Below are 13422 nucleotides of genomic sequence, written 5' to 3'. Positions count from 1 at the left end.
CCGTTGCGACCGGCCCGTGCTTTCCCGGCAACGTGGGGCCTGTGGCATGAAGTGGCGTGACGCAGCGATTGGCGTGGCCCTTGTCGTGGTGGCGGCGGGCTGTGGCGTGGGGTGGTACGTGGTGCAGCACCGGGGTGAACTGCCGCCGGGGCTGGCGCGCGCCAACGGGCGGCTGGAACTCGCCCGTATCGATGTGGCGGTCAAATATCCCGGTCGCGTCACCGAACTGGATTTCAATGAGGGTGATGTCGTTGCCGCCGATCAGGTGCTAGCGCGCGAGGATGACATCAGCGCCCGCGCCAGCCTTGACGCCGCCCGCGCCCACCTGCGCGCGGCCCAGGCCGACGTGGCCCGCGCGCAGGCCGAGCGCGATGCGCGGCAGGCAAGCCAGCGCCTGGCGCAGCACGACATGGACCACGCGCAGACCATGTTCCGCCAGCACCTTGTCTCTGACATGGAACTGACCCAGCACCAGACCAGTCTCGATACCGCGACAGCAGCAGCCGAGGCGGCGGCGCGTGCGGTTGATGGCGCGCAGGCGGTGGCTGATGCGGCGCAGGCGCAGGTGGCGCAGGCCCTGTCCGCCGAGGATGACATGACCATCCGCGCCCCCGTTGCAGGCCGGATCGAATACCGCATCGTGGAGAAAGGCGCCGTGCTGCCCGGCGGCGGCCGCGTGGCCTCCCTGCTCAACCCGGCGGACATGTACCTGACCGTGTTCTACCCCGCCCAGCAGGCGGGCCGGCTGCATGTGGGCGACCAGGCGCGCATTGCGCTTGACGCGCTGCACCAGCAGGTCATTCCCGCCACCATTTCCTTCGTCTCGCCCGAGGCGCAGTTCACCCCCAAATATGTCGAGACCACGACCGAGCGCGACAAGCTGGTCTATCGCGTCAAGCTGCGGGTCAGCCCTGAAACGGCAGCGCGTTATGGCAGCGTGCTCAAGGCGGGCATGACGGGCGATGGCTACGTGCGGACTGATGCTGCTGCCCACTGGCCCGCAAGCCTCGATGTGGCCGATGCCCCGCAATGAGCGAGGCCACGCCCCATAGCCCGCCGGGCATCCATGTAGCCGGGGTCACGCATTGCTACGGCGCGGTCACGGCGCTGGCGGATGTAACGCTGGACCTGCCCGCGGGTACCACCATCGGCCTTGTGGGGCCTGATGGCGTGGGCAAGTCCACCCTGCTCGGGCTGATTGCAGGCGTGCGCAAGCTGCAGTCGGGCCGGCTTGATGTGCTGGGCGCCGATATAGGCGAGCGCCGCGCGCGCGAGGCGTTCCTGCCGCGTGTCGCCTTTATGCCGCAGGGGCTGGGGCGCAACCTGTATCCCACCCTGTCGGTGTGGGAGAACATCGACTTCTTTGCCCGCCTGTTCGGCATGGATGCCCGCGAGCGCGATGCCCGCATCCAGCGCCTGCTCGACGCCACGGGCCTTGCGCCCTTCCCCGACCGGGCGGCGGGCCATCTTTCGGGCGGCATGAAGCAGAAGGTCAGCCTGTGCTGCGCGCTGGTGCATGACCCTGACCTGCTGATCCTTGATGAGCCCACCACGGGCGTTGACCCGCTCTCGCGCCAGCAGTTCTGGACACTGGTGGACCAGCTGCGCCGCGAGCGCCCCACCATGACCGTGATCGTCTCCACCGCTTACATGGAGGAAGCCGAGCGCTTTGCGTGGCTGGTGGCGATGGATGACGGCAAGGTGCTGATCAGCGACCAGACGCAAAAGGTGCTCGAGCGCACGCACGCCACATCGCTGGAGGCGGCGTATATCTCGCTCCTGCCCGAGGGCAAGCGGCAGGCGGCCAGCGGCTTTGTCATTCCGCCCTATGCCAATCCCGGCGGGCCGCCCGCCATCGAGGCCGCGCACCTGACCCGCCGCTTTGGCAGCTTTACGGCGGTGAGCGATGTGAGCTTCACCATCAGCCGGGGCGAGATCTTCGGCTTCCTTGGCTCCAATGGTTGCGGCAAGTCCACCACCATGAAGATGCTGACCGGCCTGCTCGACGCCACCAGCGGCACGGCAAAGCTGTTTGGCGAGCAGATCACGGCGGGCGACATGCAGACCCGCATGCGCATCGGCTACATGTCGCAGGCGTTCTCGCTGTATGAGGAACTGACCGTGCGGCAGAACCTCATGCTGCAGGCGCGGCTTTACCGTATTCCGGCAGCGCAGGCGGCGCAGCGCGTGGCGCAGGCCATTGAATCGTTCGAGCTTGGCGCCTGCGCCGATGTCAGCCCCGCCTCCCTGCCGCTGGGCATTCGCCAGCGCCTGCAGTTGGCTGCGGCGTGCATCAACAACCCCGAAATCCTGATCCTTGATGAACCCACATCCGGCGTGGACCCCGCCGCGCGCGATATGTTCTGGCGGCATCTCATCCGCCTGTCGCGGCAGGATCATGTCACGATTTTCGTCTCGACCCATTTCATGAACGAGGCGGCGCGGTGCGACCGCATCTCGCTCATGCACCGGGGCCACGTGCTGGCCGTGGGCACGCCCGCCGAGCTGGTGAAAAAGCGCAGCGCCCCCAATCTTGAAGCCGCCTTCATCGCGTACCTGCAGGATGCCGAGGCCGCGACCGATGCGCAGGAACATGCCACAGCGCCTGCGCGCCAGAGTGCGGCCCGCACATGGTGGCACGCGCTGGGTGGCAGGCTGGCGGCGCGGTTTGGCGCGGTGGGGGGTGCGTGGCTGCCGCGTGCCTGGGCCTTTGCCCGGCGCGAGGGGGTGGAACTGCTGCGCGACCGCCTGCGGCTGACCTTTGCCCTGATCGGCCCGCTGATCCTGCTGGTGGTGGCGGCCTCGAGCATCTCGTTCGATGTGGAAGGCGTGCGCTTTACGGTTGATGACCATGACCGCACCACCATCAGCCGCGACCTGATCGACAGTTTCCGCGGCTCCACCTATTTCCATGAACTGGCCCCCGTGGCGGATGCCGATGCGCTTGACCGCGACATCCGCAATGGCAGGGTGCAGCTTGCGCTCGACATTCCCGCAGGCTTCGCGCATGACCTTGAGGCCGGGCGCAGGCCGGAGGTCGGGGTCATCATCGATGGTGCGGTACCCTTCCTCGCCGCCAACGTGCGTGCCTACGTGACCGGCGTGCTGGCGGGTTATGCCGCAACGCTGGGCCGCGCCATGCCGGGCGGCGCCATGATTCCCATCACCGTGGAGCCGCGCTTTTCCTACAACCAGGAATTCCGCAGCATCTACGCCATGACGCCGGGCGTGATCATGCTCGCCCTCATCCTCATCCCCACCATGCTCACCGCCCTTGGCGTGGTGCGCGAGAAGGAGGTGGGCTCCATCGTCAATCTCTACGCCTCACCCGCCTCGGTGGGGCAGTACCTCATGGGCAAGCAGGCGCCCTACGTGGCGCTGGCCACCATCAGCTACTTCATGCTGGTGCTCGTGGCCGTGGTGGTGATGGGAGTGCCGCTCAAGGGCTCGCTGCTGGCGCTGAGCGTGGGTGGCGTGCTGTTCGTGCTCTCGGCCACGGGGCTGGGGCTGCTCATTTCCACCTTTGTCAGCTCGCAGGTGGCGGCCATTTTCGGCACGTCCATCATCTGCCTCATCCCGGCGGTCAATTTCTCCGGGTTGCTGTATCCGGCCTCCACGCTGACGGGCATCAGCCGCCTCGTGGGCTTGGGCTTTCCGGCCACGTGGTACCAGCTCATCAGCCTCGGGTGCTTCACCAAGGGGCTGGGGCTGGCAAGCTTCGGGCCGATGTATCTGGCGCTGGGCGGGTTTGGCGCAAGCTACATGCTGGCCGCCCGCCTCCTGCTGAAAAAACAGGAAGCCTGAGCGGATGATGCGCTGGCTGCTCAATGTTGGCCTGCTGTGCGGCAAGGAGCTGCGCAGCCTGGTGCATGACCGGGTGCTGCTCGGGCTGATCGTGTTCGCCTTTACCGCGGGTGTGCTGCTGGTGGCCAACGGGGTGAAGGTGGAGGTATCGAACGCCACCATCGCCTTCATCGACGAGGACAATTCCCCCCTGTCGCGCCGCATGCGCGATGCGGTCCAGCCACCCTACTTCAAGCCACCCGTGATGGTGGACCGTGCCGAGGCACTCGCGGGCATGGACAGGGGGGACTACATCTTCGTGGTCGACATTCCCCCCAATTTCCAGGCTGACGTGCTGGCGGGGCGCGTGCCTGCCGTGCAGCTGCGCGTGGATGCCACCGCCATGACGCAGGCCGGGCTGGGCACGGAATACCTCAACGAGATCCTGATGGGGGAGGTGGGTGACATGCTGCATGTGCCATCGCCCATTGATCAGGTGCCCTTTGCCGTGCAGAGCCGCATCCGCTTCAACCCCAACAGTGAATCGAAGTGGTTCACCTCGGTCATGCAGATCGTGACCAACATCACCATCCTGTCCATCGTGCTGGTGGGGGCGGCGGTTATCCGCGAGCGCGAGCACGGCACGCTCGAGCACCTGCTGGTCATGCCCGTGAGTGCGAGCGAGATCGCGGTGGCCAAGATCGTGACCAACGGGCTGGTCATCTTTGTCGGCGCCATCCTCTCGCTGTGGCTGGTGGTGCATGTGTGGCTGGGCGTGCCGATTGCGGGGTCGGTGGCGCTGTTTGCGGCATGCTCGCTGCTGTACCTGTTCTCGGCCACGGCGCTGGGCATCATGCTGGCCACGGTGGCGCCCACCATGCCGCAGTTCGGGCTGCTGGTGGTGCCGGTCTATGCGGTGGCCTACCTGCTGTCGGGTGCGGCAACGCCGGTGGAAAGCATGCCGCAGGTGATGCAGGTGGTGGTGCGCTTCCTGCCCACCACGCAGTTCGTCAACCTGTCGCAGGCCATTCTGTACCGTGATGCGGGGCTGGAGGCGATCGCGCTGCCGCTGCTGACCGTGACGGTGACGGGCATTGTATTTCTTGTATTCGCGCTCATGCGCTTCAGATCCATGTTGGCAAGGCAGGAATGATGAGGAACAGATTGGCGCGGGCCGCCCGCATGGGAAGCATTGCGGTGGCCGTGGGGCTTGTGGCGGGGTGCTCGCCCTTCCGCACGCATGCGCCTGCCTCCCACGTAACGGTGCCGGGGCAGTTCACGCAGGCGGGCATGGCGGGCACGCAGGCCCCCACCGATCTTACGCGCTGGTGGGAGGCGTGGCATGACCCGGGGCTGAAGCAGGCGGTCGAGACCGCGCTGGCCGCAAGCCCGGACATGCGCATCGCGCGCGACCGCGTGCTTGAGGCGCGGGCGATGCATACGGTGGTGCGCTCGGCACTTTACCCCACCGTGGGGGCTACCGGCAGCATGATGGGTGGCGACGTTGACTGGCGCGATGCCGATGGCCTGCCTGACTCCAACCGCAGCACGGATGGTCACCTTGCAGGCATTACCGCCTCATGGGAGCCGGACCTGTTTGGCGGCCGCCATGCCGATGCGAAGGCGGCGAAGGATGGCGTGAAGGCGGAGGAAGAATACTTCCACGGCGTGCAGATGGTCATCGCCGCCGATGCCGCCGACAGTTACCTGCGCGCCCAGGGCGTGCAGCGCCAGATTGCCCTGACCGACCGGGGCATTGCCACCCTGGGGCAGTTGCGGGCGTACGGGCAGGCGCGTTTTGCATCGGGGCAGGCCACGGCGGCGGATGTGCGGCTGATTGACCAGAAACTGTCTGAAATGAAGGCGCGCAGGCCTGTTCTCCTGGCCCGGCTCGACCTCCTGCACCGCAGGCTTGCCGTGCTGTCCGGCCAGGCGCCGGAGGGGCTGCCCACGCCTGCCGCCCCCCCGGCCTATTTCGTGCCGCCCGCCCCCGTGGGCCAGATGCCTGACACCGTGCTCGAGCGCAGGCCCGACGTGCGCGCCCGGCGCGATCAGGTGGATGCGGCGCTCAACCGGCTCAAGAGCGCCAAGACCGACCTGCTGCCCCGCTTCGGGCTGGAATTCTTTGGCGGCGACGGGCGGCTGCATTTTGATGGCATTCCCGGGCTGTCGGGCACTGGCGGCCTGATTGCGCTGACCACCTACCTGCCCATATTCACCGCCAACCGCGTGCAGGCGCGCATTCATGCCGCCAGCGCCCGGCTCGATGCAGCGGTGGCGGGTTATGACAAAAGCCTGCTGCATGCGCTGGCGGAGGTGGAGGACGGGTATGAAAACCGCCTTGGCCTCGATGCCCGCGATGTGGAACTGACCCGCGCGCAGGCGCAGGCAGGCCAGGTTGCGCATGACCTGGCCGGTCTGTATGCCGGGGGGCAGCGCACGCTTGGCGACGTGCTTCAGGCCCGCATGCAGGCACTTGATGCGCAGGCGGCGGTGCTGTCCAATCAGGACGCCCGCACGCAGGCCACCATTCAGCTGGCCCGCGTGCTGGGCGGGGGCTGGCAGGAGGCGACGCCGGTTTCACACTAGGGCAGATCCGGTTTGAATGGACACATTCGAACTGGTGAAGAGGCTCGATAAACAATGAGTTAGAGCAATTCCACTAAGCCAGGGTTCAGTGGAATTGCTCTGGTTTTAGGTAGCGGGCGGGGAAGGAGAGGCATCGGATGTCGGTCGGAATGGCCCTGCTGCTGGCTGTTGTGGCCATATGTGTTGTCGTTTTCCTCATTGAGCGGTGCAAGCTCAATCCGTTCCTTGCACTCTTCATTGCCTCCATGCTGCTCGGCTTTGCCGCCGGCATGCCCGCAGGCCATGTGGTGAGCACGTTCGAGAAGGGGGCGGGTCAGGTGCTGGGCCAGATCGCCTCGGTCATTGCGCTGGGCACCATGCTGGGCAAGATGCTGGAGGTCTCGGGCGGGGCGGATCGCATTGCCATGACCGTGGTGGCGCTGGCCGGGCCAAGGCGGCTGGACTGGGCCATGATGGTGATCGGGCTGCTGGTCGGGCTGTCGGTGTTCTTTACGGTGGGCTTCGTGGTGCTGGTGCCGCTGGCCTTTTCCATCGCGCGGCAGACAAAAATGCCCATCCTGCACGTGGCCCTGCCGGTTACAGCCGCTCTTTCGGTGGTGCAGGGCTACATGCCGCCCCATCCCGGCACCATGTTCGCGCTGGCCGCCTACCATGCCGATATCGGCCGCCTGATCTGGATGGGTGCCGTGGTCAGCCTGCCTGCCGCCATCATTGCAGGCCCGCTCTATACCCGCTTCATCGTGCCACGCCTGCCGGCTGATGCCGGTGCCGCCGCCGCAAGCGCGCATGGTGGCAATACGCCGCGCGATCCTGCCAGCCTGCCGGGTTTTGGCATTACCCTGTTCACCATTCTCGCCCCCATGGTGCTGATGCTGGCGGGGTCTGCCACGCGCTTCATGGGGCCGCAGGCGGGTGCATGGGTGCAGGTGCTGCGTTTTGCGGGCGACCCGAATGTGGGGCTGGCGCTGGCCGCACTCCTGTCATTCTGGACGCTGGGGCTGCGGCGCGGCATGACGCGGGAGAAGGTGCTGGCGTGCTCCAATGAATGCCTTGGCCCGCTGGCGGGGCTGCTGCTCATGATCGGGGCCGGTGGCGGCTTTGGCGCGGAACTGATGGATAGCGGCATATCCGACGCCATTGCCCGTGCTGCGGTCGACATGCACGTGCCGCTGCTGGTGCTGGCCTGGGGGCTGGCTGCGGGCATGCGGGTGGCCGTGGGCTCGGCCACGGTGGCCATGAGCACCACGGCAGGCATCGTGGCGCCCATCATGGCCCATGGCAGCGCGGTCTCGCCCGAGCTTGTGGTGCTGGCCACCGGGGCAGGGGCGGTGATGTTTGGCCCCATGAACGATTCCGGCTTCTGGCAGGTGCGCGATGCACTGGGGCTGACCGTGCCGCAGACCCTGCGCACATGGTCCGTGCTGGAAACGCTGATTGGCGTGGTGGGGCTTGTGATGTGCGTGCTGCTGCAGGCGTGCGGGCTTTAGAAAACGGGCGTGTCCGGTGGCGGCCTGTTGCCAGCCGTCCTGTCAGGCCGCCTGCATCGGGTCGCAGGCAGTGAACGGAAGGGCAGGAAGAGCCCGAACTGTTACCCTGTTGTTATCCCGCAAGGGCATATATGCCTTTTGCTGATTAGGGTAACATTAAGAAAATCAATGATTTCAAGGGGGAAGGTGGTGCCGACACTCGGAATTGAACCGAGGGCCTACTGATTACGAATCAGTTGCTCTACCCCTGAGCTATGTCGGCAGACCTGTGGCGTCTGATAAACGATGGGCTGGCATGATGCAATATATCAAATGCGGCATTCCCCATTTTAATTTGGTCTATATGGTGGGGGCAGATGAGCATGTCATTTTCCTCCCGGCAGATGCGCTGTGACGATGCGGGTCTCGGGCCCGTGCCCCATATCCGCATTATTGGCGGCCTGTCGGAATGTCCCGGCTGCGGGCTGTACCAGCGCCTGCCCGAACTCGCGCCCGGCCAGCAGGCCCTGTGCACGCGCTGCGGGCAGAAGCTCGCGCGCAGGCGGCGCACGGCGCCCCTGGCAACGCCGCTGGCCTTCTGCATCAGCTCGGCGGCGTTCTACCTCGCGGCCCTCGCCTCATCGCTCATGACGCTGGACGTGTATGGCAGGCAGCGCACCGTGGACCTGCTGACCGGGCCGATGGAACTCATGCATGAAGGCTGGGGGGAAGCCGGGATTCTGGTGGGCGCGGTGACCGTGCTGGCCCCGGCGGTGGCGATCGGGTTCATGTTCGCCATCCTGTATGCCGCCTCCCGCCCGCTCCTGCCTGACTGGGGGCCGCGCATTCTGGTGTGGTATGACAAGCTGCGGCCGTGGTCGATGGTCGAGGTCTATATCCTCGGCATCTTCGTGGCCTATACCAAGCTGACCGACATGGCGCATGTGGATGTGGGGCCTGCGGTGTACCTGATCGGCGCGCTGATGCTGACCATGGCGGCCACCGATTCGACGCTCGATACCGAAATGATCTGGCAGCATCGCCGCATTGACTCGCTGACCCGCGCCGAAGGCGGCGGCAGGGTGGCAGTTGATTACGTGCATGTGGATGATATCGGCATGCCGCCGGTCGATCATCTGGTGGCGTGCAGCTCATGCGGGCTGGTGGGGGAACTGGCGCACCCGGTCTCGAACCTGCGCTGCGTGGGGGTGTGCCCGCGCTGCGAGCATAAGGTCTGGCGTCGCCTGCCACAGACCCTCACCCGTACCACCGCCTTCCTCATTGCGGCGGTCGTGTTCTATATCCCGGCCAATCTCTATCCGGTCATGACGTTTACGCGCATGGGCGGTGGCGGCGGGCACACCATCATCGAGGGCGCGCTCGAACTGTGGGCCGATGGCATGATCCCGCTGGCGCTGCTGGTGTTCTTTGCCTCCATCACCGTGCCCATGCTCAAGATCGCGAGCCTGTGCTGGATGATCATCCAGACATGGCGCGGCGCGCGGGGGCACCTCGTGGCGCGTACGCGGCTGTTCCGGCTGGTTGACATGGTGGGCCGGTGGTCGATGATCGACGTGTTCATGATCTCGATCCTGGTGGCGGTGGTGCGGTTCAATTTCATGGCCAGCGTCACGGCCAATGCCGGCATGGTGGCGTTTGCCGCCGTCGTGATCCTGACACTGCTGGCCGCCTGGAGCTTCGACCCGCGCATCATGTGGGATGCGGCGGGGCGCAACGGCCCGGTCACCGATGGCCTGCCACCCGGCGTGGTGGCGGCGGTTGACCACGATGGCCAGGCCTCTTCCCTTTCGCCGGCGGAAACACGCCCGGCCAGCATGGAGCCAGATCTGGCGTGAATGACGATTTTCCTCCCGGCAGTTTCAACACCGGCGTGCCGCAGGCCCAGACGCGGCGGTACCGTTTCTCGGTCGTGTGGCTGGTGCCGATCGTGGCCATCATCATCGCGGGCTATCTGGGCTGGCGCGGGCTGACCGGGCGCGGGCCGCTGATTGTCATCAGCTTCGACACCGCCGATGGCCTGACCAGCGGCCAGACCGAGGTCAAGAACAAGGCGGTCTCGCTCGGCACGGTCGATTCCATCCGGCTGAGCGATGACCTGCACCATGTCGAGGTGCGCGTACGCATGACGGCGGCGGCAGGCCGCATGCTGACCGACCACGCCCGCTTCTGGGTCGTGCGGCCGCGCATCAACGGCGCAAGCATTACGGGGCTGGAAACGGTCATGTCCGGCGCCTACATCGCCATGGATGCAGGCGAGGCCGGGGGGCATTACGCCACGCATTTTACCGGCCTCGAATCACCGCCGGGCGTGCGCTCCGACCAGCCGGGCCATACCTATACGCTCATCACGCAGTCGCTCGGCTCGCTCGGGCAGGGCGCGCCCATCTTCTTCCGTGACGTGGTGGTGGGCGAGGTGCTCGGCTACACCATGCCGCCCGAAGGACGTGGGCCGATCAAGGTGCAGATTTTCGTGCAGGCCCCCTATGACAGCTACCTGCGCACCACCACGCGCTTCTGGAACGTATCGGGCGTGCAGGTTGGCCTTGGGGCGGGCGGGCTCAAGGTCAAGCTCCAGTCGCTCCAGGCGCTGCTCTCGGGTGGGGTGGCGTTTGATCCGCCCGATGAACGCAACGAGAAGAACACCCTGCCCCCCACGGCCGGGCCGGAAACCGCCTTCCAGCTTTATGACAGCGCGGAAGACGCCAATAGTGCCGGCTACCGCGAGCGCATTCCGCTGGTCACGTACCTGACCAGTTCGGTCACGGGGCTGACCAAGGGCGGGCGCCTGACCATGTTCGGCATCCAGGTCGGCATGATTGACGACGTGAAACTCCAGGTCGACCCTGCGACGGGCAGGGCGCATGTGCGCGTGGCCATGGAACTCCAGCCCGAGCGCGTGCTCGATAACCGGCAGGTACCACCCGATGCGCTGGCCGGGCTGTTGCGCGCGCAGGTGGCATCCGGCCTGCGGGCGTCGGTGCAGAGCACCAGCATGCTGACCGGCGAATCCGAAATCGGGCTGACCTTCGTGAAGAATGCAACACCCGCGCAGGTCGAGATGGAAGGTGATGCCATGGTGCTGCCCGGCCAGGCGGGCGGCATGTCGGGCATCATGGATTCGCTCTCGGTGGTGAGCGACAAGATCGCCGCGATGCCGCTGACCCAGATGGGCGAGAACCTGAACAGCCTGCTGGCCCATGCCGATGCCCGCATCAACAGCCCCGACACCAAGCAGGCACTGACCGCGCTGCGCAGTTCGTTGCAGAACCTGCAGGTCATATCGCATGATGCCCGCACCGAAATGCCGCAACTGCTGACCGGCATGGACAAGACGCTCAAGAGCGCCAACTCGGTGCTGTCGAGCTATGGCGGCGATACCGACTTCCAGCGCAACCTGCAGCAGATGATGCTGCAGCTTAACGATGCCGCGCGCTCGCTGCGCTTCCTGTCCGACTTCCTGACCCACCACCCCTCGGCACTGATTACGGGACGATAAGAGCATGCAACGCCCCTTCTGGCATTTCATACAGTCCATGCGGCCCGTGGCCGCAGGCATGGCGGTTGCATCGCTGCTGGCACTTGGCGGCTGCGGGTCAGCTGACCCCACGCTGTACTCGCTGGCCCCCGTGCCCGCGGCGCAGCCGGGCAGTGTCGGTACAGGCGTGCCTGCGGTGATCGAGGTGCGCACGCCCGGTGTTACGCCCTCGCTTGACCGGCAGAACATTGTGGGCGTGCAGGATGACTACAGTGTGACGCCAAGCAGTGGCGCGGCCTGGAGCGAGCCGCTTGCCCCCATGCTCGGCCATGTGCTGGCTACTGATCTGCAGCAGCGCCTGCCCGGCGTGAGCGTCTTTGCCCAGAACGATGCCACGAGCGTGCCCGCGCAGGGGTTTGTCGAGGTCGAGATTACCCGTTTCGCGCGTGATGCCACGGGCATCGTGCATCTGGCGGGCAGCCTGTCGGTGCACCGGGCGGGTGACCCCGAGCATGCCCTGTCGGTGCCACTGGCGCTGACGGCCACGCCCGCAGGCAGCGGCATGCGGGCCATGGTGGCCTCGCTCAGCCAGTTGACCGGACAGGTGGCGGATATGGCGAGCGCGCGGCTGCAGGCCCTGCCGCCCGCGCCGCAGCCTGCCCTGCATAAACAATAAAAGTTTTTGGGCGCCGCCTTTTTTCAAAAGGCGGCGTTCTTTCTAAGCTTTTTGAAAAAAGCTTCACTAAGAACTTCTGAAGGCCTGCAAAATATTCCGGGCATAAAAAAAGCGCCCGAAGGCGCTTTTCAGTTCAGCGGGGAGAGAAGGCTCAGACCTTCTCCACCTGGCTGTATTCCAGATCGACCGGGGTGGAGCGGCCGAAGATGGAAACGCTCACCTTCAGGCGGCCGCGCTCCTCGTCCACTTCCTCGATCGTGCCGTTGAACGAGGTGAAGGGGCCATCGGCCACGCGGATCTGCTCGCCAATCTCGAAGGTAACGGAGGGGCGGACCCGCTCGACACCTTCCTGCGCCTGCTTCATGGCCCGTTCGGCTTCAGCCTTGGGGATGGGCGTGGGGCGGGTCTTGCTGCCAAGGAAACCGGTGACCTTGGGCGTGTCCTTGACCAGGTGCCATGCCTCATCGGTCAGTTCCATGTTGACCAGCACGTAACCGGGGAAGAACTTGCGCTCGGCATTGACCTTCTGGCCACGACGCACTTCCGTCACTTCTTCCGAAGGGACGAGGATCTCACCGAAATGGTCGGCCAGCCCCTTCTGGGCGGCCTGTTCCGTGATGTGCTGGGCAATCTTCTTCTCGAAGCCCGAATAGACGTGGATCACATACCACCGCTTGGCCATGGCTGAACTCAGCCTCCCAGTCCGAAGAGTTTCCGTACGGCAAGGCCGATCACCTCGTCGACGAGGAAAAAGAAAACCGATGCAAGACCGGCCATGGCCAGCACCGCACCCGTTGTCATCAGGGTGGCGCGTCGTGTGGGCCACGTGACTTTCCTGGCCTCGGCCCGAACGTCTTCAACAAATTTCGCGGGACTGACCGACACGAAATACCCTTCCTGCAACGCCACGGCGCACCAACCGGATGAACCAGCCGGTGCGGGGCCAAAGAACCGGTGCGGACCATTGTGGCCCGACCCATCGGGTGCCAGGCCGGAAGGGGAATGCCCGACCGGAAAGAATGGCAGGGGTGGAGGGTCTCGAACCCGCAACCTCCGGTTTTGGAGACCGGCGCTCTAGCCAATTGAGCTACACCCCTGCAAAGCCGCCTGCGAAGGCCCGAAACGCATGGCGTGGCATCTGCCGCGCCGTTTCGGGTCGTCCATGCGAACCCGGCACAGGAAGCGGAAAAAAGTATGAACCGAGCCGAAAGTCAAGAGGGTGCGCCCATAAAAATACAAGTTTGGTGCGTTTGGCCCTTCGCCCCGGTTTATGGGCTTGCGCGACAAAGGGCGGAAACGGTATGGATGGGCCAACCTTATGGGCGGGCGTAGCATAGTGGTAATGCAGTAGCCTTCCAAGCTTCTGAGGAGGGTTCGATTCCCTTCGCCCGCTCCATGGTCCCCATACAATA

At 65.5% G+C, this 13422-nt stretch carries 10 protein-coding genes and 3 tRNA genes; 9 read left to right on the top strand and 4 right to left on the bottom strand.

The genetic code is table 11. The features are described from left to right. Positions 1-46: 46 nt before the first annotated feature. The 5 genes from OQZ28_RS12935 to OQZ28_RS12915 all read left to right on the top strand — a co-directional run bounded on the left by OQZ28_RS12935 (position 47) and on the right by OQZ28_RS12915 (position 7859). Positions 47-1033, top strand: coding sequence for an HlyD family secretion protein (locus OQZ28_RS12935; protein ID WP_458136364.1), 987 nt, complete (start codon positions 47-49; stop codon positions 1031-1033). After that, the gene (rbbA, locus tag OQZ28_RS12930) at positions 1030-3804 is read left to right on the top strand and encodes a ribosome-associated ATPase/putative transporter RbbA (RefSeq protein ID WP_458136363.1); all 2775 of its coding nucleotides are present in this window, start codon (positions 1030-1032) and stop codon (positions 3802-3804) included. The genes OQZ28_RS12935 and rbbA overlap by 4 nt, the downstream gene beginning before the upstream one ends. Before the next feature lie 4 nt (positions 3805-3808). Next, positions 3809-4936 (top strand): ABC transporter permease, encoded by a 1128-nt coding sequence (locus OQZ28_RS12925; RefSeq protein WP_458136362.1) that lies wholly within the window; start codon positions 3809-3811, stop codon positions 4934-4936. After that, positions 4936-6372 (top strand): TolC family protein, encoded by a 1437-nt coding sequence (locus OQZ28_RS12920; RefSeq protein ID WP_458136394.1) that lies wholly within the window; start codon positions 4936-4938, stop codon positions 6370-6372. The genes OQZ28_RS12925 and OQZ28_RS12920 overlap by 1 nt, the downstream gene beginning before the upstream one ends. 137 nt (positions 6373-6509) lie before the next feature. Beyond that, positions 6510-7859, top strand: a complete 1350-nt coding sequence (locus tag OQZ28_RS12915; RefSeq protein ID WP_458136361.1) for a GntT/GntP/DsdX family permease — start codon at positions 6510-6512, stop codon at positions 7857-7859. A 187-nt stretch (positions 7860-8046) separates the two neighbouring features. Here the strand turns inward: OQZ28_RS12915 and OQZ28_RS12910 are convergent. After that, positions 8047-8121 (bottom strand) — tRNA-Thr (locus OQZ28_RS12910). A 94-nt stretch (positions 8122-8215) separates the two neighbouring features. On the opposite strand from OQZ28_RS12910, the gene OQZ28_RS12905 reads away from it, so the two are divergent. Genes OQZ28_RS12905 through OQZ28_RS12895 form a run of 3 tightly spaced genes read left to right on the top strand, consistent with a single transcriptional unit; the run spans position 8216 to position 12010 of the window. Further along, on the top strand, positions 8216-9694 hold the full coding sequence (locus tag OQZ28_RS12905) for a paraquat-inducible protein A (RefSeq protein WP_458136360.1): 1479 nt from the start codon (positions 8216-8218) through the stop codon (positions 9692-9694). Continuing rightward, positions 9691-11355, top strand: coding sequence for a PqiB family protein (locus OQZ28_RS12900; RefSeq protein WP_130731412.1), 1665 nt, complete (start codon positions 9691-9693; stop codon positions 11353-11355). Before OQZ28_RS12905 ends, OQZ28_RS12900 begins: the two co-directional genes overlap by 4 nt. Before the next feature lie 4 nt (positions 11356-11359). Further along, a complete protein-coding gene (locus tag OQZ28_RS12895; protein WP_458136359.1) occupies positions 11360-12010 on the top strand; it encodes a PqiC family protein in 651 nt (216 codons plus the stop codon). Positions 12011-12161: 151 nt separating this feature from the next. Here OQZ28_RS12895 and nusG read toward each other — a convergent pair whose 3' ends face one another. The 3 genes from nusG to OQZ28_RS12880 all read right to left on the bottom strand — a co-directional run bounded on the left by nusG (position 12162) and on the right by OQZ28_RS12880 (position 13107). Beyond that, on the bottom strand, positions 12162-12692 hold the full coding sequence (gene nusG / locus OQZ28_RS12890) for a transcription termination/antitermination protein NusG (protein ID WP_061275675.1): 531 nt from the start codon (positions 12690-12692) through the stop codon (positions 12162-12164). Positions 12693-12700: 8 nt separating this feature from the next. Beyond that, on the bottom strand, positions 12701-12895 hold the full coding sequence (gene secE, locus OQZ28_RS12885) for a preprotein translocase subunit SecE (protein WP_007397644.1): 195 nt from the start codon (positions 12893-12895) through the stop codon (positions 12701-12703). 135 nt (positions 12896-13030) lie between these two features. Further along, a tRNA-Trp gene (locus OQZ28_RS12880) sits at positions 13031-13107 on the bottom strand. A gap of 225 nt (positions 13108-13332) precedes the next feature. Between OQZ28_RS12880 and OQZ28_RS12875 the strand changes: the two genes are divergently transcribed. Then, positions 13333-13406: transfer RNA gene (locus OQZ28_RS12875), tRNA-Gly, on the top strand. The last annotated feature ends 16 nt before the right edge of the window (positions 13407-13422 follow it).

This window comes from Komagataeibacter sp. NFXK3 (assembly GCF_054182245.1).
The sequence above is the reverse complement of the archived record's forward strand: the minus strand, read 5'-3'. Positions and strand labels throughout refer to the sequence as shown.

Bases quoted from the DNA above. Each gene is read 5' to 3' on its own strand.
- OQZ28_RS12935 (WP_458136364.1), top strand. From the start codon at position 47: ATGAAGTGGCGTGACGCAGCGATTGGCGTGGCCCTTGTCGTGGTGGCG.
- rbbA (WP_458136363.1), top strand. From the start codon at position 1,030: ATGAGCGAGGCCACGCCCCATAGCCCGCCGGGCATCCATGTAGCCGGG.
- OQZ28_RS12925 (WP_458136362.1), top strand. From the start codon at position 3,809: ATGATGCGCTGGCTGCTCAATGTTGGCCTGCTGTGCGGCAAGGAGCTG.
- OQZ28_RS12920 (WP_458136394.1), top strand. From the start codon at position 4,936: ATGAGGAACAGATTGGCGCGGGCCGCCCGCATGGGAAGCATTGCGGTG.
- OQZ28_RS12915 (WP_458136361.1), top strand. From the start codon at position 6,510: ATGTCGGTCGGAATGGCCCTGCTGCTGGCTGTTGTGGCCATATGTGTT.
- OQZ28_RS12905 (WP_458136360.1), top strand. From the start codon at position 8,216: ATGAGCATGTCATTTTCCTCCCGGCAGATGCGCTGTGACGATGCGGGT.
- OQZ28_RS12895 (WP_458136359.1), top strand. From the start codon at position 11,360: ATGCAACGCCCCTTCTGGCATTTCATACAGTCCATGCGGCCCGTGGCC.
- nusG (WP_061275675.1), bottom strand. From the start codon at position 12,692: ATGGCCAAGCGGTGGTATGTGATCCACGTCTATTCGGGCTTCGAGAAG.